General features: G+C 44.0%; 8 protein-coding genes and 1 pseudogene. 7 read left to right on the top strand and 2 right to left on the bottom strand.

Features of this window, described 5'->3' with window-relative positions:
- Positions 1–48: 48 nt before the first annotated feature.
- Positions 49–522 carry a cell division inhibitor SulA gene (locus tag AACQ93_RS07865; protein WP_064603633.1) on the bottom strand — a complete coding sequence of 158 codons (474 nt, stop codon included), beginning with the start codon at positions 520–522 and terminating at the stop codon, positions 49–51.
- 668 nt (positions 523–1,190) lie between these two features.
- Here AACQ93_RS07865 and AACQ93_RS07870 point away from each other — a divergent pair.
- Genes AACQ93_RS07870 through AACQ93_RS07880 form a run of 3 tightly spaced genes read left to right on the top strand, consistent with a single transcriptional unit; the run spans position 1,191 to position 7,017 of the window.
- Positions 1,191–3,500, top strand: a complete 2,310-nt coding sequence (locus AACQ93_RS07870; RefSeq protein WP_064603636.1) for a tellurite resistance TerB family protein — start codon at positions 1,191–1,193, stop codon at positions 3,498–3,500.
- 2 nt (positions 3,501–3,502) lie between these two features.
- Positions 3,503–4,822, top strand: coding sequence for an ATP-binding protein (locus AACQ93_RS07875; RefSeq protein WP_064603639.1), 1,320 nt, complete (start codon positions 3,503–3,505; stop codon positions 4,820–4,822).
- On the top strand, positions 4,819–7,017 hold the full coding sequence (locus AACQ93_RS07880) for a DEAD/DEAH box helicase (protein WP_064603642.1): 2,199 nt from the start codon (positions 4,819–4,821) through the stop codon (positions 7,015–7,017). The genes AACQ93_RS07875 and AACQ93_RS07880 overlap by 4 nt, the downstream gene beginning before the upstream one ends.
- A gap of 263 nt (positions 7,018–7,280) precedes the next feature.
- Here the strand turns inward: AACQ93_RS07880 and AACQ93_RS07885 are convergent.
- A pseudogene (locus tag AACQ93_RS07885) lies at positions 7,281–8,344 on the bottom strand (transposase); the annotation flags it as partial.
- A 278-nt stretch (positions 8,345–8,622) separates the two neighbouring features.
- On the opposite strand from AACQ93_RS07885, the gene AACQ93_RS07890 reads away from it, so the two are divergent.
- The 4 genes from AACQ93_RS07890 (at position 8,623) to AACQ93_RS07905 (ending at position 21,724) form a co-directional block, all read left to right on the top strand.
- Complete coding sequence (locus AACQ93_RS07890) at positions 8,623–9,390, top strand: tetratricopeptide repeat protein (RefSeq protein WP_064603650.1); 768 nt, start codon at positions 8,623–8,625, stop codon at positions 9,388–9,390.
- 1,174 nt (positions 9,391–10,564) lie between these two features.
- Complete coding sequence (locus AACQ93_RS07895; RefSeq protein ID WP_198160105.1) at positions 10,565–18,226, top strand: calcium-binding protein; 7,662 nt, start codon at positions 10,565–10,567, stop codon at positions 18,224–18,226.
- A 67-nt stretch (positions 18,227–18,293) separates the two neighbouring features.
- Positions 18,294–20,372, top strand: coding sequence for a peptidase domain-containing ABC transporter (locus tag AACQ93_RS07900; protein WP_064603655.1), 2,079 nt, complete (start codon positions 18,294–18,296; stop codon positions 20,370–20,372).
- On the top strand, positions 20,369–21,724 hold the full coding sequence (locus AACQ93_RS07905) for an HlyD family type I secretion periplasmic adaptor subunit (RefSeq protein ID WP_064603659.1): 1,356 nt from the start codon (positions 20,369–20,371) through the stop codon (positions 21,722–21,724). The genes AACQ93_RS07900 and AACQ93_RS07905 overlap by 4 nt, the downstream gene beginning before the upstream one ends.
- The last annotated feature ends 1 nt before the right edge of the window (position 21,725 follow it).

Genomic DNA, 21,725 nt, shown 5'->3' on the forward strand with positions numbered 1-21,725 from the left:
TTTTTGATGGCAATGATTTAGTGAAATTTGCTACTCAGTTAACAGATATCAGTGAAAAGTAATTTTCCGCTTTGCTTCATGATTTATCACGAAAGCGTACGAAGCCCCGTATTCTGCGGCCTGGCGGATGTTATCGTTGGTAAAATGCTCAATATCACCACAAGCAATCACCGCACTGCAATTGCCAGATTCCAGCGCCATCTCCATTAAACGTGGATCAGAAATCTGCTTCTTATTATTCAGTACAAGCACTTTATTGATATCAATTCCGGCACTTTCTAGTAGTTTCTTATCAACCAGAGCTTCTTCACCAATAAACATAATCCAGCGGTTCTGTTCACTGGCCTGTTTAAGAATACGTAAGAAATAAGCCAGCTGTGCCTGATGCTCATCAGAGAAGCAAACCTCAATCGGACATTTAACAGGCTGAAGGACAGACGGCGAAGCAGTATCAGTAGCAAAAGTAGATTTGTATGCCTGAGAAACAGAGACAGATTGTAGGTTGTCAAATAGTACTGCCATAGCTCGCCATCCTTAATAGTGGTTATATATACATACTGTATGTCTATACAGTAGTGATGATAAGGTCAGTTTGCAAGCTTTTTTTTGTTGTCCTTTCCGGTCTCATATGAAATTCTTTCCGGGCAAATGGGACTGAAGGATAGATGTTATCTTGTTGTTTGTTAATGTTATTTTGTTTTAACGGTGATTTTATGAAAATCACTTTTCCGGTTAAGCATAGAAATCACGGGAAAGTGGGTGTTGAGAAACTTGAGTTACTTCACGTCTGCTGTGTGGACTGTATATAGTGAATGGTCAGTATTACGTGAGGATTTGCCACTGTTGGTGGTTAGAGCGTAATTTTCCTTCCTGTACAGCCTTATTACTCTCATAGATTTCAATGTCGTTAACCTTCGCGGTACTGAACTAGGGCGTGACGATATAACGCCACCCAGAACTTTGATTGGGTACAATCAGCCGCCGTGAAATCCTAATAGAGATGCCTTAAATCTAGCTTTTATGGGGGAAGCTCTTTCTCGGAAGTTACTTTACAGACGAATTTAGGGTGTTTATCTGAAATCAATCCGTATACGGGGTATAAGTGTGCTATCGATGTAACATCTAAATGTTTCATATGGGGCTAAACTGCCTTAATATCATCAAGGGCTTACTACGCTTCGGAATACGTCATGGAATTTTTGCTATTTTTAGGTGGCTGTTACATTGTTTATGTTTTGTTTTTTAAACAACAAAAGAACTCGAAACCCATGTCAAATTATCCACAAAAAGTGAAAGATGAGTGGGGTAATTTTAAGGTTGAAGCTTCATCTCAGAGAAGCAGGTCTCAAAATGAACAAAGTACTAATGAAGAGCTAGATGATGATCTTGCAACATTTACTATCTCCTATGGCTATGAAGAGGAGGTAAGCAAAAATAAAACATTAGGTCGTTGGATAAGCCCTGGTGAATCGGTAGTTGTTCATGGTCGAAAAATTACTAATGGTAACTTCTATTTTGGGGGACAGCTTAGCTCATTAGATGGATATGGTACTGAAGCCTCTCTCATTGACGACTCATTACAGGTATCAAGTATATCAACATTGGACTCACATACACTTGAGGATGACTCCTTAGGGTACTGGCCTAAATATATATCACTATCAGCTAGGTGCCGTGGTGTCTACCTTGATTGGCTTGCGAGTGATAGAAGTAAGCCAGACATGCCAATTGGTTATATATTCATTTATTTTTATGGGCTAGAAAGACGTGTAGTTGTTGATGCTGCTCAGGGAAATGTTGAAGACTTTGAATACATTTCATTATTTGATGAGCTGCAGCGACTGAGAGCGATATATTCGCATAATCGTTCTTTCTTTAACTACTCAACCCGTTTACTTGAACTGATGTGCCTTACTCAGCCTGATATTGTATCTCTTCAAGAGGATGAGTTTTCACCAGGCAGTGATTCCCTCTTATTTAAGTATCATTTGGCTACAACCGTCCATGACGAAGAACCAATCCCCGCAGAAATGGCATTGGCTTGGGTTAAGTTCTATCCAGAATATAATCTCAGAACTCCGGCAAGACGCTGTGATGTCGAGTTCGCGAAGCTATTTAAGTCGAAATACACGGAAACATTTGGAGAAGGTTTAGTCGTCAAACCTAATAAGACTCGGTTGAAGCTTGAATACTGGCCAGCCAGTAGTTCAATCCGGGGTGTAAAGATTGAGCAGCAGGACTTGCCTGATCCAAGTGTATTGAAGACTCCAGTGAAAAAGCTTATTACGATAGCAGACAGCTGTACAAGTGAGCTTGATGCATATAGTCGGTATCTTGGTAAGAAGGGTACTTCGAAAAACGACGTTGCCGCAGTGATGCTGTTACCTGATGAATTGGCCAATGCGGAATCATCATCTGTTATTGGAGGATTTAAAGATTGGGCTGACAAGAGTATTTCTGCTAACAAAGGGTTAGTAACAGTTGCCGACTTTTGGGCACATACTGGAACTCCTCTCCCTGCTAAAATCAACAAGAAAGAAACTGAGCTTATTCAAAGTCTTGCTCAGAAAGCAGGTTTCGGAATTGCACCTGACTCACGATATCATAATGCAAAACTTACCTTAGACGGAAAGGTAGTGTTGTTCATTGGAGGCCATGGTGACTTTTTTGAACCATCAAAAGCATTCAATGAAGTGGGTATGGCGCTGCGACTTGGATCTATGGTTGCGAATATTGACTCCGACGTTGATGAATCAGAATTAAATGTGCTTCATCAGTTAATAGCTCACAATACTAAGCTTTCACCAACTGAAAAGAGTTCATTAAATGCTTATCTAACTTGGCGATTAAATACTCCTGCCAATATGATTGGCTTAAAAGCACGGTTGGAAAAGCTTGGTGATAAGGAGAAAGCTGCAGTCAGTCATATCCTCATAGGTGTTTCCTTAGCCGATGGAAAAATTGATCCAACAGAAATCAAACAGCTTGAGAAACTTTACACAGCACTCGGTCTTGATAAATCTCTAGTAACAAGTGATATCCATAGGTTCTCTTCTAGCAAAACTAGCACTCAAGTCTCTCCAATATCAACCTCTCCGGTCAAGTCCACAGTGCAGGATCAAGATAAGCCTAGCTTTGAATTGGATGAGAATATCTTGGCTCTACATGAATCGGAGACAAATGATGTTCAAACTATGCTAGGAGCCATCTTTGTTGATGAAGAGCCTGAACCGCAGAATGAGAAACAAGTGAAATCCTCATCGGGACAAAGCGCTGGTGGATTAGAAGCTTCGCACCATGAGCTTTATCAGAGTCTTATCTCGAAAGAAAAATGGGCACGCAAAGAAGTTGCTGAACTCTGTCAGAAGCTTGATTTGATGATAGATGGTGCAATTGAAACTATTAACGATTGGTCTTTTGACATGGTAGATGCCCCGGTTCTGGATGATGACGATGACATCTATGTCGACTTAGAAGTAGTTGAAGAATTGGAAGGTTAAGCATGGCAGAAAAACGTATTCGTCTCAAAGAACGAGACGCGATTATTCAATCTTTAAAATCTGGTGTTACTCCTAAGATAGGTATCCAACATATTCAGGTTGGTCGATCAAATGAGCTTAAAGCGTTGTATCAGGATATAGAACGGATCACTGAAGGTGGTTCCGCATTTCGTCTCATAATTGGAGAATACGGCTCAGGTAAAACATTCTTCTTAAGTGTTATTCGTTCCATTGCATTAGAAAAGAAGTTGGTAACTGTAAACGCTGATCTTGCACCTGATAGACGTATTCACGCATCATCAGGTCAAGCACGTAATCTGTATTCAGAGCTTATGCGCAATTTGGCAACTCGGAATAAGCCTGACGGTAATGCTCTCACCAGTGTTGTTGAGCGGTTTGTGACGGAGGCTAGAAAAGAAGCAGAGGCAAAAGAAGCCAATGTGTCTTCTGTAATCCACGAAAAACTGGCTTCGCTCTCAGAACTTGTTGGTGGTTACGATTTTGCAAAAGTTATTGAATCTTATTGGATTGGACATGAGCAAGATAATGAAACCATGAGAGCAAATGCTATTCGTTGGTTACGTGCAGAATATTCAACAAAAACCGACGCGAAGAAAGATTTGGGGGTTCGTACAATAATTTCAGACTCTTCATTTTATGATGCTTTGAAATTGATGAGTTTATTTGTTCGACAGGCTGGTTACGAAGGCCTTTTGGTTAACCTTGATGAAATGGTAAATCTGTATAAGTTAAACAGCACTCAGGCTCGTACTTCGAACTATGAACAGATTCTTAGAATTTTGAATGATTGCCTGCAAGGTACAACAGAGCACCTTGGCTTTTTGTTGGGGGGAACCCCCGAGTTTTTACTTGACCCGAGAAAAGGGTTATATAGTTATGAAGCCTTGCAGTCACGATTAGCAGAAAATAGATTTGCCCAAAGAGCTGGTGTTATTGATTATTCATCGCCAGCATTGCATCTAGCTAGCCTTACACCAGAGGAACTTTACATTTTGTTGAAGAATCTTCGTCATGTATTTGCAAGCGGAGATACGTCGAAGTATTTAGTTCCCGATGAGGCATTGAAATCATTTCTACATCACTGTAACAAAACTATTGGTGATGCGTACTTTCGTACGCCAAGGAATACCATTAAGGCGTTTTTGGATGTGCTCGCAGTATTAGAACAAAACCCTTCAGTAGAATGGTCACAACTGATTGAAGCATCAATTGTTGAAGTGGATCGTCCTAGTGATGTTGAACTTGACGTTATTGGGGAGGAAAACTGTGATTCTGAGGGGTTAGTAGACTTCAAATTATGATGGATGAATATCAACTTCTCGACACCCGAGTTCAACGGTGGGTGTTTAAGCAAGGTTGGCCTGACTTAAGAGAAATCCAAAAGCGAGCCATTGAGCCGATTTTATCTGGTGATCGAGATGTGTTGATTAGTGCATCTACTGCTGCGGGTAAGACTGAGGCATTCTTTCTTCCCGCCTGTAGTGCAATTGCTGATATAGAGGAAGGTTTTGGCATTCTCTATATCAGCCCTCTTAAAGCGCTTATTAATGATCAGTACCGTCGATTAGAAAGTCTCTGTGAAGTGCTAGATATGTCGGTTATACCTTGGCACGGTGATAGTGCACAGTCGAAAAAGAAAAAGGCCAAGAAAGCCCCCTCTGGTATTTTGCTTATAACACCTGAATCATTGGAGTCGTTACTTGTAAGAGACGCTGGCTGGGTGCAACAAGCTTTTGGTTTTCTTAAATACATTGTCATTGATGAGTTTCATGTATTTATTGGTTCAGATCGTGGCCAGCATTTGCTTTCATTATTGAATAGGTTAGAGCATTTGCTGAACAGGTACTCAGATCCGATTCCACGAGTCGCATTAAGTGCAACACTCGGTGAATTAGATAAAGTTCCTTTATCGTTGAGACCGAATCAGAGCATGTCATGTGAAACCATAACTAGTAGCAAAAGCCAAGCAACACTTAAAATTCAGGTTCGTGGTTATATAGAGCCCTTGGAATTACAACCCGACGATTTACGATCTTCGGCTGAAGATCAGATTTGCGAGGAGTTATATAGATTATGTCGTGGTGGCTCTCATTTGGTATTTGCAAATAGTCGCAATCGAACTGAAAGTATTGCCGCTCAACTGAGTGATTTATGCGAGCAAAATATCGTTCCCAATGAGTTCTTTCCGCATCACGGCTCGCTGTCTAAAGAGCTTCGGGAAGAGCTGGAAGCTCGGTTGCAAAAGGAAATGCTACCAACGACTGCTGTGTGTACCATGACGCTTGAATTAGGTATCGATATAGGTAAAGTTAATTCGGTTGTTCAGGTCACTGCTCCTCATTCTGTATCTAGTCTTCGACAACGAATGGGGCGTTCCGGTAGAAGAAATTCTCCGGCAATTCTTCGCATGCTTATCTCTGAAGATGAACTTACTAAAAGCTCTAGTATTATCGATAAACTTCGAATGGAGTTGGTTCAATCGCTGGCTATGATTCGATTGCTGATTGCCAGTAAATGGTTTGAACCTGCTGATACAAGCCAAATGCACTTTTCGACGTTATTGCACCAAGTGCTAGCAGTAACCGCCCAGTGGGGAGGGATACGAGCAGATCAGCTTTATACATTACTCTGTACGAAAGGCCCTTTCCAAAAGACAACGATCCAACATTTTAAGCTGTTGCTATCCCATATGGGCTCTTGTGAACTATTGACTCAGCTATCGAGTGGCGAACTTGTGCTTGGTATTCAGGGAGAGCGGTTAGTAAACCAATATACTTTCTACGCAGTGTTCAAAACACCAGAAGAGTTTCGTGTCGTGGTCGGCAATAAAAACCTTGGTACATTACCAATAGACTCGGTTGTCATCCAGGGACAGCACATTATTTTTGGTGGTCGCCGCTGGAAAGTGCTCGATGTAGATAGTGATAAGAAAGTTATTCATGTTGAAGCTACTAAAGGCGGCAAGCCTCCTTCTTTCGGTGGAGAAGGAATGTCTATTCATGATGTTGTTCGTCAAGAGATGTTCCAAATTTATTGCGAGGGTGATTACCGCATACCAGTTGGTCATGGAAAGGTAGATTACATAGACGCAGCAGCGAAGAGCCTTTTTAAGGAAGGTGTATGCTTCTTTAAGGATAGTAAGCTAGAGTCAAAATCAATTATTCAACAGGGACAATACGTTTATATTTTTACCTGGATGGGTGATAAGGTTGTCAATACGATATCGGCAATTCTCTTGCAAAATGGTTTCAAAGCAGGAGCATTTGCTGGCGTTGTTGAGGTAGAGAAGGCTTCCATTGATGATGTAGTCCAATGCCTCAAAAGTGCGTTTCAAACTGGATTACCAACAGAAGCAGGTTTGGCTAAAATGGTTGATGAAAAGCATATTGAAAAATATGACGAGTACTTACCTGATGAACTACTTTGTGAGGGTTATGGGGCGCGGGCTTTTGATTGTAAAAAAACAGAGGCTTATTTGACTAGATTAATCTTATGATGAGGCCTTGAATTAGAACCATTAAGTGATGATTGGAGAGGATGGAGTATCAAAAAAGGCTTACTGATCATACCTAATAGATGGGCCGTTGACACTAAACCGAATCATTGCAGTTAATGCATTAATAAAGATTGGAGCCGAATTGGATAGAAAGAATCTTAGTCAAAGCATACCAAAGCTGTGAACGAGCATGTACATGCAGTTTTCCGTGTTAAGACCTATAGTAGTTGAAATAATAACAGACGCAATGGACTCATAATGAGCATCAACGCCGCAGCTTGCTCTCCGGACTCGCTTTCATAGACTTCCCAGCCGACAATTTTACGGCTGTAAATGTCTTCGACCATATAAAGGTAGAAGTACTGTCCTCGAACAATACTGCTTAAATAGGTAATGTCCCAAGACCAAACTTGGTTGGGTTTCTCCGCTGTATAACTCGTTGGTGCTTTCACTTTTCGCGGAGCTTGTGAGCGGCCACGATGATGAAGCTGGTTATGCGCTTTCAGTACTCGATAAAAGGTCGACTCTGATGCCAGATATATGTTGTCATCTGCTAACCTGGGAACGATCTGAGATGGCGGAAGACTGGCATATTCTTCACGATTACAGATCTCAAGGATCCGGGCCACATCGTCGTCAGACAGCTTATTTGCCGGTATCGGACGCTTTGCTGTTAACCGTCTGTCATCTCCGACTATCCCTTTATTTAACCAGCGTTGTAGCGTACGGATTGGCAGCTCAATGGTCTTACAAGCCATTGTTTTGCGTGCTCCTGAGGCTACAGCTTCTTCGACCCATGTGGCTATTTGTTTTCGCTCAGTTAGAGGCGTTAATCGACCTCGTCGTCCTCCCAAAGGGCGTCGAACTTTTTTCTTAATACCAGCAATGCAGTGGTCTCTGCTAACGCTTTATCTTTCCGCCGAAGTTCTTTCTCAAGCTGCTTGGTCTTGCGACGCTCAGCTTTTAACTTAGCTTGCGCTTCCTTATCACTGGATTTAGCAGAAGCAGTACCATTGATACAGGCTTCACGCCATTGGACAACTTGTTCCGGATATAAGCCTTTAGAGCGACAATACTCACCCAGTTCGATTTCGGATAAGCTGGCGGTTTCAACCACTACGGCAAATTTGACTTCCGGTGACCATTGTTCCGGAGATTGACCACTGTTAGGCACTGGACTTCCTGTTTCTCTGATTTGATTGCGCCAATTGTACAGGGTTGCTTCGCTAATGCCTTCTTGTTTAGCCAGTTTTGGTACTGACATACTCATCGGCGGTAACAACTTCTTAAGGATGGCGTTTTTTCGTTCTTCTGGATAGCGGGACATATTTTCTGCTTACCCCCCCCTGCCTAATCTACGGATTTAGATTAGGCGACAACTATCCTGACACAGGGGGCGTTTGCGATCTCACACGGTAAATTTATGCTTGTGTCAAATTGTTGACAGCGTGATTTTTTTGGAGTAATAATTGTTGGCGCATTATAAACTAGGCATTTATGCCTTGATATGTGTACTGTTGGCTCTTTATTTAAAATTAATAACAGCATAAAAATATGACTCTGACTGAACTATATTGAATGTAATAAGGAATGTAAAAAATAAAAATGAAAATCAGTAGATTGTTTCTCATTAGTGTATTTATTATTGGGTTATATAGTAATAACTCACTTGCTGAGTGTACAGGAAGGTTTCTAGGATATAAACCTTGTAACGAACTATTCAATTCAACTCAACAAAATCAGCTATTCGAAGAGCTTTTAAACCAATCAACACTAGGAAATGAAACTGCAAATTTTAAATTGGGAATGATGTTTGAGTTTGGTATTTATGTTAGTAAAAATATAGATAAAGCAAATTATTACTATCTAAAAGCAGCTAATGGTAATGTTGTGCTAGCTCAATTTATTGTTGGGCTTGGTTATCTCAATGGATATGGACTCAAAAAAGATCTTGATGCCGCTTTATTTTGGTTTGTTAGGTCTGCTAATTCTGGTCACGCAAAATCAATGTATAATGCAGCAAAAATAATAATGGAAAGTGCAGATGTCAGTAAATACTATTTGGTGATTGATTACCTAGAAGGTGCTTCAGTAAAGGGTAATTTAAATTCTCTCGCATTATTGTCACGAATTTATTTTGATGGTGTTATTGTTAATCAAGACATTCATAAAGCACTTCATTATTTGAATTTATCATCAGAAGGTGGCGATGTGGCATCAATGGCTGTTCTAGCTGTATTTTATATTGAAGGGAAATTTGTAGATAAAAACCCTCGCTTGGGCTGGAAGCTAATGGAAAAAGCTGCAAGTGCTGGAAGTATATACGCTATTGAATACATTGAACTTAATGGAGGTAGTAATGATAAGCGATAATATAATTAAAATAAAAAACACACATGATAATATTAATACGGGAATTGGCATTATAGATGATGGAAGTTCATTAATTAGCGCAATTCAAGGTACAGATGACCTAAAAGAAGCATGTGAAATTTATAAGGACAACCCTACTAGTGAAAATGCAAAACGAATTAGAGATATAGAGAAATCCATTGCTAAAGATAGTTTAGGTTCTACAGGGTTAATAACTGGTCTACTGGATGATGTTCGTGGTGCATTAGCAGGTGATGCAATTGATAAAAGTAAGAGTCTTGTTGATAAAGCAATAGAACATAATCAAGACCTCAATGATATGTTGAATAAAGCTGGTCTTGGGAATAATGATTATGAACAAGATATATGCGGAGAATCGTTAGATAAAGTACGCAATGCTGAGGCCCCTCCACCGAGAAGAGACCCTCTCATTTTAGACCTAAATGGGGATGGAATTAATGTAAAAAAAGAGTGGGCTTACTTTGATTTTGATGGCGATGGAATAAAAAATAAAACTGATTGGATAGACAATAGTGATGGTTTCTTAGTTCTTGATAAGAACAATAATGGCAGGGTTGATGATGGTAATGAATTATTTGGCGATCAAACAAAAAAGCTAAATGGGGAAGTCGCTGCTGATGGTTTTGATGCATTAAAAGATTTTGATAGCAATAATGATGGGGTAATTAACAAACAAGATGAAATATTTAATTCATTGCAGGTTTGGGTTGATAAAAATGGAAGTGGTGAAACTGAAAGGGATGAGTTATTAACTTTATCTCAATCTGAAGTTAAAGAGATATCTCTTGACTCAAACAATTTAAAATCAACATATACACGGACTGATAATGTAAAGAGAGAAACTGAAAGCTTAATATTTGACGTTTCAAATGTTAATACGAAATATAAAGATGTTGTTATTGATGATGATATAAAAAATGGAGCAGTCCAATTTTATGGTAGTGGTTATCTTAGAGATTTTCATAGTGCATCACAAATAAGTGAAGATTTTAAACAGTTATTGTTATCACTAAGTGCTACTAATGATAAGGCTGAATTTAAAGGTAAGCTTAAGCTTATTTTTAATGAGTTGGTCGAATTGTCTAATACTGATGTGTTAAATAAAGAATATCATTTTAATGTAAATGGCGCCGAGTTGTTACTTAGTGAAGAAATGAAAGATAAAGTTCGTTTATTGGAAACGATATCGGGTGGGGATTGGTTTCTAAAAGGAAGCTATCAGGGTGTAAGTTCAGAGCAGATCAAATCTGGGATTGATGATGCTTATGAACATTTTATTAATAGGGCTTTTGATAAAATATACTCTGAGTCTGTTGCTAAGAAATATTTAAAGCATCTAACCACTGTAGAAATAGATGGTAAACCTGATATTTCTTTCGATGGCTTTGTGTCTGAAGTTGATGAAAACTTTGAGGATAACCCTTCTGGAACAATCGAAGAATTGTTGGACTTGTTCAAGAATGGTTCAACTATCTTTCATGCACTTGGTTACCCTTTAGCGTATCTGGTTTCAGATAAAATTAAGTCTTATCAGGCTTCGGGAGCGGATGAAGCTACATTAAACGAAATACTTGATGGTGATGGAGTTAACTACTTTGCTGAAAGTGACGTGCTTAAGTTAGCACTTGGCAACAGTAATAAATATTGGGTGTTTTCTAATGATGTAGTCGATTTGAGCAAGGTAGATAGTAGTTACTCACCTTCGATAAATAAAGTTTTTCTGTCGAATGAGGGGGCTAAAGTTATTGGCACAGATTCAATAGATGTGATTTATGGTGGCCTCGGGGCTGATGTGCTGCATGGCCAAGACGGCAATGACACGTTACGCGGAGGAGAAGGCGACGACACGTTGACGGTGAATGGTCGCGGCTCAAACACGTTAGAAGGTGGTGCGGGTGATGACACGCTGAAGGTAAATCGCAGTACAAACTACTCCTACCAGAGAGATGTGGCACGTAATGCAAGTAATACCTTGAGAGGCGGAGCGGGCAATGACCGTTTGGAGGGCAGTGTAGGTGCCGAAACGTATGTGTTTAACCGGGGAGACGGGCAAGACACGATTAATGACTATGACCATAACGTCTATAGCAGCAACGCGGGCTGGGGTAAGACTGACAAGATAGTGCTGGGTGAGGGCATTAGCAAAGAAGAGCTGGGTATCCGTCGAGAGGGCAACCATATGGTGCTGTTGATAGGCGGAGCGGACTCAGGAGACTCGATCACGATAGAGAATGCGTATACGGATGGCCGTTATCGCATTGAAGAGGTCGTGCTTGCAGATGGCAGCAGCCTCCCGACACATGAAGTTCCGCTATATACAGTTGAAGGTGATAACGATATCCAAGGTGGTGGTTTTGCGGAAACGATAGTCGTCGGCTCAGGTAATGACAAAATCCGTTCAGAGGGCGGAGACGATGTGATTGACTCAGGCGCAGGCAACGATACGGTTGACGCTGGCTCAGGCAATGATGTGGTTGATGGTGGCCTCGGGGCTGATGTGCTGCATGGCCAAGACGGCAACGACACGTTACGCGGAGGAGAAGGCGACGACACGTTGACGGTGAATGGTCGCGGCTCAAACACGTTAGAAGGTGGTGCGGGTGATGACACGCTGAAGGTAAATCGCAGTACAAACTACTCCTACCAGAGAGATGTGGCACGTAATGCAAGTAATACCTTGAGAGGCGGAGCGGGCAATGACCGTTTGGAGGGCAGTGTAGGTGCCGAAACGTATGTGTTTAACCGGGGAGACGGGCAAGACACGATTAATGACTATGACCATAACGTCTATAGCAGCAACGCGGGCTGGGGTAAGACTGACAAGATAGTGCTGGGTGAGGGCATTAGCAAAGAAGAGCTGGGTATCCGTCGAGAGGGCAACCATATGGTGCTGTTGATAGGTGGAGCGGACTCAGGAGACTCGATCACGATAGAGAATGCGTATACGGATGGCCGTTATCGCATTGAAGAGGTCGTGCTTGCAGATGGCAGCAGCTTCCCGACACATGAAGTTCCGCTATATACAGTTGAAGGTGATAACGATATCCAAGGTGGTGGTTTTGCGGAAACGATAGTCGTCGGCTCAGGTAATGACAAAATCCGTTCAGAGGGCGGAGACGATGTGATTGACTCAGGCGCAGGCAACGATACGGTTGACGCTGGCTCAGGCAATGATGTGGTTGATGGTGGCCTCGGGGCTGATGTGCTGCATGGCCAAGACGGCAACGACACGTTACGCGGAGGAGAAGGCGACGACACGTTGACGGTGAATGGTCGCGGCTCAAACACGTTAGAAGGTGGTGCGGGTGATGACACGCTGAAGGTAAATCGCAGTACAAACTACTCCTACCAGAGAGATGTGGCACGTAATGCAAGTAATACCTTGAGAGGCGGAGCGGGCAATGACCGTTTGGAGGGCAGTGTAGGTGCCGAAACGTATGTGTTTAACCGGGGAGACGGGCAAGACACGATTAATGACTATGACCATAACGTCTATAGCAGCAACGCGGGCTGGGGTAAGACTGACAAGATAGTGCTGGGTGAGGGCATTAGCAAAGAAGAGCTGGGTATCCGTCGAGAGGGCAACCATATGGTGCTGTTGATAGGCGGAGCGGACTCAGGAGACTCGATCACGATAGAGAATGCGTATACGGATGGCCGTTATCGCATTGAAGAGGTCGTGCTTGCAGATGGCAGCAGCTTCCCGACACATGAAGTTCCGCTATATACAGTTGAAGGTGATAACGATATCCAAGGTGGTGGTTTTGCGGAAACGATAGTCGTCGGCTCAGGTAATGACAAAATCCGTTCAGAGGGCGGAGACGATGTGATTGACTCAGGCGCAGGCAACGATACGGTTGACGCTGGCTCAGGCAATGATGTGGTTGATGGTGGCCTCGGGGCTGATGTGCTGCATGGCCAAGACGGCAACGACACGTTACGCGGAGGAGAAGGCGACGACACGTTGACGGTGAATGGTCGTGGCTCAAACACGTTAGAAGGTGGTGCGGGTGATGACACGCTGAAGGTAAATCGCAGTACAAACTACTCCTACCAGAGAGATGTGGCACGTAATGCAAGTAATACCTTGAGAGGCGGAGCGGGCAATGACCGTTTGGAGGGCAGTGTAGGTGCCGAAACGTATGTGTTTAACCGGGGAGACGGGCAAGACACGATTAATGACTATGACCATAACGTCTATAGCAGCAACGCGGGCTGGGGTAAGACTGACAAGATAGTGCTGGGTGAGGGCATTAGCAAAGAAGAGCTGGGTATCCGTCGAGAGGGCAACCATATGGTGCTGTTGATAGGTGGAGCGGACTCAGGAGACTCGATCACGATAGAGAATGCGTATACGGATGGCCGTTATCGCATTGAAGAGGTCGTGCTTGCAGATGGCAGCAGCTTCCCGACACATGAAGTTCCGCTATATACAGTTGAAGGTGATAACGATATCCAAGGTGGTGGTTTTGCGGAAACGATAGTCGTCGGCTCAGGTAATGACAAAATCCGTTCAGAGGGCGGAGACGATGTGATTGACTCAGGCGCAGGCAACGATACGGTTGACGCTGGCTCAGGCAATGATGTGGTTGATGGTGGCCTCGGGGCTGATGTGCTGCATGGCCAAGACGGCAACGACACGTTACGCGGAGGAGAAGGCGACGACACGTTGACGGTGAATGGTCGCGGCTCAAACACGTTAGAAGGTGGTGCGGGTGATGACACGCTGAAGGTAAATCGCAGTACAAACTACTCCTACCAGAGAGATGTGGCACGTAATGCAAGTAATACCTTGAGAGGCGGAGCGGGCAATGACCGTTTGGAGGGCAGTGTAGGTGCCGAAACGTATGTGTTTAACCGGGGAGACGGGCAAGACACGATTAATGACTATGACCATAACGTCTATAGCAGCAACGCGGGCTGGGGTAAGACTGACAAGATAGTGCTGGGTGAGGGCATTAGCAAAGAAGAGCTGGGTATCCGTCGAGAGGGCAACCATATGGTGCTGTTGATAGGCGGAGCGGACTCAGGAGACTCGATCACGATAGAGAATGCGTATACGGATGGCCGTTATCGCATTGAAGAGGTCGTGCTTGCAGATGGCAGCAGCTTCCCGACACATGAAGTTCCGCTACATACAGTTGAAGGTGATAACGATATCCAAGGTGGTGGTTTTGCGGAAACGATAGTCGTCGGCTCAGGTAATGACAAAATCCGTTCAGAGGGCGGAGACGATGTGATTGACTCAGGCGCAGGCAACGATACGGTTGACGCTGGCTCAGGCAATGATGTGGTTGATGGTGGCCTCGGGGCTGATGTGCTGCATGGCCAAGACGGCAACGACACGTTACGCGGAGGAGAAGGCGACGACACGTTGACGGTGAATGGTCGTGGCTCAAACACGTTAGAAGGTGGTGCGGGTGATGACACGCTGAAGGTAAATCGCAGTACAAACTACTCCTACCAGAGAGATGTGGCACGTAATGCAAGTAATACCTTGAGAGGCGGAGCGGGCAATGACCGTTTGGAGGGCAGTGTAGGTGCCGAAACGTATGTGTTTAACCGGGGAGACGGGCAAGACACGATTAATGACTATGACCATAACGTCTATAGCAGCAACGCGGGCTGGGGTAAGACTGACAAGATAGTGCTGGGTGAGGGCATTAGCAAAGAAGAGCTGGGTATCCGTCGAGAGGGCAACCATATGGTGCTGTTGATAGGCGGAGCGGACTCAGGAGACTCGATCACGATAGAGAATGCGTATACGGATGGCCGTTATCGCATTGAAGAGGTCGTGCTTGCAGATGGCAGCAGCCTCCCGACACATGAAGTTCCGCTATATACAGTTGAAGGTGATAACGATATCCAAGGTGGTGGTTTTGCGGAAACGATAGTCGTCGGCTCAGGTAATGACAAAATCCGTTCAGAGGGCGGAGACGATGTGATTGACTCAGGCGCAGGCAACGATACGGTTGACGCTGGCTCAGGCAATGATGTGGTTGATGGTGGCCTCGGGGCTGATGTGCTGCATGGCCAAGACGGCAACGACACGTTACGCGGAGGAGAAGGCGACGACACGTTGACGGTGAATGGTCGTGGCTCAAACACGTTAGAAGGTGGTGCGGGTGATGACACGCTGAAGGTAAATCGCAGTACAAACTACTCCTACCAGAGAGATGTGGCACGTAATGCAAGTAATACCTTGAGAGGCGGAGCGGGCAATGACCGTTTGGAGGGCAGTGTAGGTGCCGAAACGTATGTGTTTAACCGGGGAGACGGGCAAGACACGATTAATGACTATGACCATAACGTCTATAGCAGCAACGCGGGCTGGGGTAAGACTGACAAGATAGTGCTGGGTGAGGGCATTAGCAAAGAAGAGCTGGGTATCCGTCGAGAGGGCAACCATATGGTGCTGTTGATAGGCGGAGCGGACTCAGGAGACTCGATCACGATAGAGAATGCGTATACGGATGGCCGTTATCGCATTGAAGAGGTCGTGCTTGCAGATGGCAGCAGCTTCCCGACACATGAAGTTCCGCTATATACAGTTGAAGGTGATAACGATATCCAAGGTGGTGGTTTTGCGGAAACGATAGTCGTCGGCTCAGGTAATGACAAAATCCGTTCAGAGGGCGGAGACGATGTGATTGACTCAGGCGCAGGCAACGATACGGTTGACGCTGGCTCAGGCAATGATGTGGTTGATGGTGGCCTCGGGGCTGATGTGCTGCATGGCCAAGACGGCAACGACACGTTACGCGGAGGAGAAGGCGACGACACGTTGACGGTGAATGGTCGCGGCTCAAACACGTTAGAAGGTGGTGCGGGTGATGACACGCTGAAGGTAAATCGCAGTACAAACTACTCCTACCAGAGAGATGTGGCACGTAATGCAAGTAATACCTTGAGAGGCGGAGCGGGCAATGACCGTTTGGAGGGCAGTGTAGGTGCCGAAACGTATGTGTTTAACCGGGGAGACGGGCAAGACACGATTAATGACTATGACCATAACGTCTATAGCAGCAACGCGGGCTGGGGTAAGACTGACAAGATAGTGCTGGGTGAGGGCATTAGCAAAGAAGAGCTGGGTATCCGTCGAGAGGGCAACCATATGGTGCTGTTGATAGGTGGAGCGGACTCAGGAGACTCGATCACGATAGAGAATGCGTATACGGATGGCCGTTATCGCATTGAAGAGGTCGTGCTTGCAGATGGCAGCAGCCTCCCGACACATGAAGTTCCGCTATATACAGTTGAAGGTGATAACGATATCCAAGGTGGTGGTTTTGCGGAAACGATAGTCGTCGGCTCAGGTAATGACAAAATCCGTTCAGAGGGCGGAGACGATGTGATTGACTCAGGCGCAGGCAACGATACGGTTGACGCTGGCTCAGGCAATGATGTGGTTGATGGTGGCCTCGGGGCTGATGTGCTGCATGGCCAAGACGGCAACGACACGTTACGCGGAGGAGAAGGCGACGACACGTTGACGGTGAATGGTCGTGGCTCAAACACGTTAGAAGGTGGTGCGGGTGATGACACGCTGAAGGTAAATCGCAGTACAAACTACTCCTACCAGAGAGATGTGGCACGTAATGCAAGTAATACCTTGAGAGGCGGAGCGGGCAATGACCGTTTGGAGGGCAGTGTAGGTGCCGAAACGTATGTGTTTAACCGGGGAGACGGGCAAGACACGATTAATGACTATGACCATAACGTCTATAGCAGCAACGCGGGCTGGGGTAAGACTGACAAGATAGTGCTGGGTGAGGGCATTAGCAAAGAAGAGCTGGGTATCCGTCGAGAGGGCAACCATATGGTGCTGTTGATAGGCGGAGCGGACTCAGGAGACTCGATCACGATAGAGAATGCGTATACGGATGGCCGTTATCGCATTGAAGAGGTCGTGCTTGCAGATGGCAGCAGCTTCCCGACACATGAAGTTCCGCTATATACAGTTGAAGGTGATAACGATATCCAAGGTGGTGGTTTTGCGGAAACGATAGTCGTCGGCTCAGGTAATGACAAAATCCGTTCAGAGGGCGGAGACGATGTGATTGACTCAGGCGCAGGCAACGATACGGTTGACGCTGGCTCAGGCAATGATGTGGTTGATGGTGGCCTCGGGGCTGATGTGCTGCATGGCCAAGACGGCAACGACACGTTACGCGGAGGAGAAGGCGACGACACGTTGACGGTGAATGGTCGCGGCTCAAACACGTTAGAAGGTGGTGCGGGTGATGACACGCTGAAGGTAAATCGCAGTACAAACTACTCCTACCAGAGAGATGTGGCACGTAATGCAAGTAATACCTTGAGAGGCGGAGCGGGCAATGACCGTTTGGAGGGCAGTGTAGGTGCCGAAACGTATGTGTTTAACCGGGGAGACGGGCAAGACACGATTAATGACTATGACCATAACGTCTATAGCAGCAACGCGGGCTGGGGTAAGACTGACAAGATAGTGCTGGGTGAGGGCATTAGCAAAGAAGAGCTGGGTATCCGTCGAGAGGGCAACCATATGGTGCTGTTGATAGGTGGAGCGGACTCAGGAGACTCGATCACGATAGAGAATGCGTATACGGATGGCCGTTATCGCATTGAAGAGGTCGTGCTTGCAGATGGCAGCAGCTTCGATCCAAAAACACTTCCTGAATATACACCAGAACCTCAGGAAATTGATGGTCTAGCATTAATTCAAGCAATGAGTACCTTTGGTGTCTCTGAAACCGTAACAAATGGGTTAGATACACCAACCAACAATATGCAAGAAGCGCCGCTATTGGTTGCTGGTAGCGATATTGTTAGATAACTTCTAGTTCATAAAGCCACACTGTTGATGCGGTGTGGCTTTTTTCTTTATAAAATTGAACGTGATTATGAGTAATAAAGAGCAGTCGTTAATTTTGGCGACTCAGTTGCTATTAAAAGTCCATGGTGTACGAAGTCTTGTTAATTTCAAAAATAAATCCTTCACTGAATATCTCAGTGATTTGAAACAACACGAAGATGTAAAATTAAAAAGTAAGAAAGTAGGCTTTCATCAACTGGATAGATTACCTCTACCTTGTATTATCGAATCTCAAGATGAAGCTTTTATCTTGGCAGGTATAAAAAAAGAGGATTATCTAATACAACGGCCATCGTCTAATCGGCCTGAAGTGATATCTCTCGATACATTAAAAAATTCTTATCAAGGCAAAGTTTATATCTTAAAGAAAAAACAAAATCGATTTAATATTCGTTGGTTTGTTCCAGCGTTTCTTGAACACAAACGGATCCTCGGCGAAATTCTGTCTTTCTCTTTTGCTTTGCAAATTCTAGCCCTAGTCTCGCCGCTTTTCTTCCAAGTGGTTATGGATAAGGTATTGGTGCATCATGCATGGGAAACCTTAGATGTATTGGTATTTGGTTTAGTGGTGACTGGTATTTGTGAGGTGTTATTAAAGGGGCTTAGAGAATATCTTTATGCTCACACTGTAAATCGAATAGATATCCAGTTAGGACTTAAGTTGGTTCGGCATGTCTTAGGACTTCCTCTGCTCTATTTTAAAAGTCGGCAAGTTGGAGCTATTGTCATGCGAGTTCGCGAATTAAATACTATTCGTGAGTTTCTGACTGGCTCTATGTTTACACTATTGGTTGATGTTCTGTTTATGGGAGTGTTTTTATATGTCATGTACACTCTATCTCCTACATTAACGGGGGTGTTTTGTCTATCTATTCCTTGTTATGTCGTTTTAACCTGGTGGTTAACGCCACGCTTACAAAAACGAGTAGAGGAGCAATTTACCTACTCAGCTATTAATACTTCTTTTCTTACAGAATCTGTATCTGGCGCAGAAACAGTTAAAAGTTTAGCGGTAGAGTCTCGCCTACAAAGACGTTGGGATAGCCAAACAGAAGATATGGTCGAGGCAAGCTTTCAAACCCAATTACTAAACAACAAATCGAGTCATTTGGTTCAGCTTTTTCAGAAGGTAATCAGCATTGGTATCCTATATATAGGGGCTACGCATGTGTTAGATCTGCGTATGACTATCGGACAGCTGATCGCCTTTAATATGATGGCGAATCATATTTCCCAGCCTTTGGCTCGAATTGTGGAGCTTTGGAGACAATATATCCAAGCTCGTATTGGGGTTGAAAAGCTAGGTGAAATGTTGAATTTACCTGTAGAGCAGGCATCAGGGGCCTCCACACCAGAGATAAGAGGAGATATTATTTTCCACAATGTGACCTTTCGTTATCAGGCTGAACATGCCCCGATTATTGAAAATCTGACCCTCGTGCTCCCTCAGGGACAAACTTTGGGTATTGTTGGTACATCGGGTTCAGGGAAAAGCACTTTAGCACGCCTTCTATTACGTCTATATCAGCCAGAGCAAGGCAAAATTACCTTAAATCGACACCCCTTAAATGCTATTGATATTCATTATTTAAGGCAAAAGGTGGGGGTGGTTTTACAAGAGAGCTTTTTGTTCAACAAAACCGTAAAGGAAAACATTGCCCAGTCTAAGCCAAGTGCATCCTTAGAAGAGGTAGTTCATGCTGCTAAGTTGGCTGGTGCGCATGATTTTATTTTAAAACTTCCCATGGGGTATGACACGGAACTTGCAGAAGGTGGTGCATCGTTGTCAGGTGGACAAAAACAACGTATCGCTATTGCTCGAACGTTACTAACTCAGCCAGATGTATTGATCCTCGATGAAGCTACTAGCGCCTTAGATGACGAATCCCAAGCTTTGATCCAAGAAAACATGAAGGAACTTTCTAAGGGAAGAACCGTGATCACCATTGCCCACCGTTTATCAACTATCAGGAATTGTGACCGCATTATTGTGATGAACAAGGGAAAAAACGTAGAACAAGGAACTCATGAGCAGTTACTAACAATGCAAGGTCAGTACACACGTTTATGGGTATTACAACAAGAGTTAAAGAAAGAAGCAGTATGAAGTTTTTAAGAAAGGAAAAAAGCTATTCCTCTAAACAAAAGCACCGTGACTATTATGATTTTGCTCCAGCGCATTTAGCGTTAGAAGAGCGGCCACCTTCTGCTTTCGCTCGTATTACAGCAATTACTATTACATTGGGAGTAATTATTACGTTTATTTGGGCATATGTTGGCGAATTGGATATTAATGCCACAGCAATAGGAAAGCTGATTGTATCGAGTCGCACTCAAACTATTCAAGCCTACGAGCAAGGCCGAGTTGTTAATATTTACGTTGAAGATGGTCAATGGGTTAATACTGGAGAACCTTTACTGGTTCTCAATACCATTGGCGTTGAGCAGGATGTACAACGCTTGCAAACCCAGCTCTTATATCAGCAAAGAGAGTTAGTTCGTTATCAAGCTTTGCTAAGTCCGACCCCATTAGATTCCATCCAATACCTGGAGGGTATGTCTGAGGCACAAAAGCAGCTTACATATGAACACCTTAAGATAGCAGTATGGGAATATGAGTCCTATACTCGCAATATTAAGAATGAAATGGCGGTTAACCGTACCAATCAGAAGGGGATTGAGAAAGACATCATAGAATTAAAAAAGATGATAAAAAACATTTCATTACGTGTCGATGCGAAGGATAAACTGTATAAAAAAAGTGTCATCGGTTCTATTGAATTGTTAGAGCAGCAGAAAGAGCAACTGACGTCTGAACGAGAGCTAAATCAGCGACAATCAGAATTGGCGATTTTTCAAAGTCAGTACCAGACCTTAAAAGAACAGTTGACCGCCTATAAAGCTCAAATGAAACGTGAATGGTTTGATAAATACAATGATGCCGACATGGCTTTAGCAACCACGAGACAGGAGTTATTCAAAGCACAGGATCGGGATGAACTAAAAACCATTTACGCACCGCTTGATGGTACAGTACAGCAACTTGCGATTCATACCATTGGTGGTGTAGTTCAGCCTGCTCAGGGGCTAATGCTGATTGTTCCCGATGATAATGTACAGCTTGCTGAAGTCAAAGTGCTCAATAAAGACTCGGGCTTTATTGTGCCTAATCAAGATGTCACCATTAAAGTGGACTCTTATCCTTATACTCGATACGGCACCATTGATGCAAAAGTCAAACATATTTCCCGTGATTCCATGGAAGATGAAAGATTAGGGTCGGTATTTCCTGCGTACATTGAATTAAAAGAGAACCATATTATAGTCGGAGGTAAAAACGTCACGTTATCGCCTGGGATGTCTGTGGTTGCCGAAATAAAAACAGGCAAGCGACAAGTCATTGACTATATTCTTGCACCCATTCGTGAATACCAATCTGAAGCGATGCGGGAGAAGTAAT

The organism is Photobacterium sp. J15 (genome assembly GCF_963870815.1).
Taxonomy (GTDB): domain Bacteria; phylum Pseudomonadota; class Gammaproteobacteria; order Enterobacterales; family Vibrionaceae; genus Photobacterium; species Photobacterium marinum.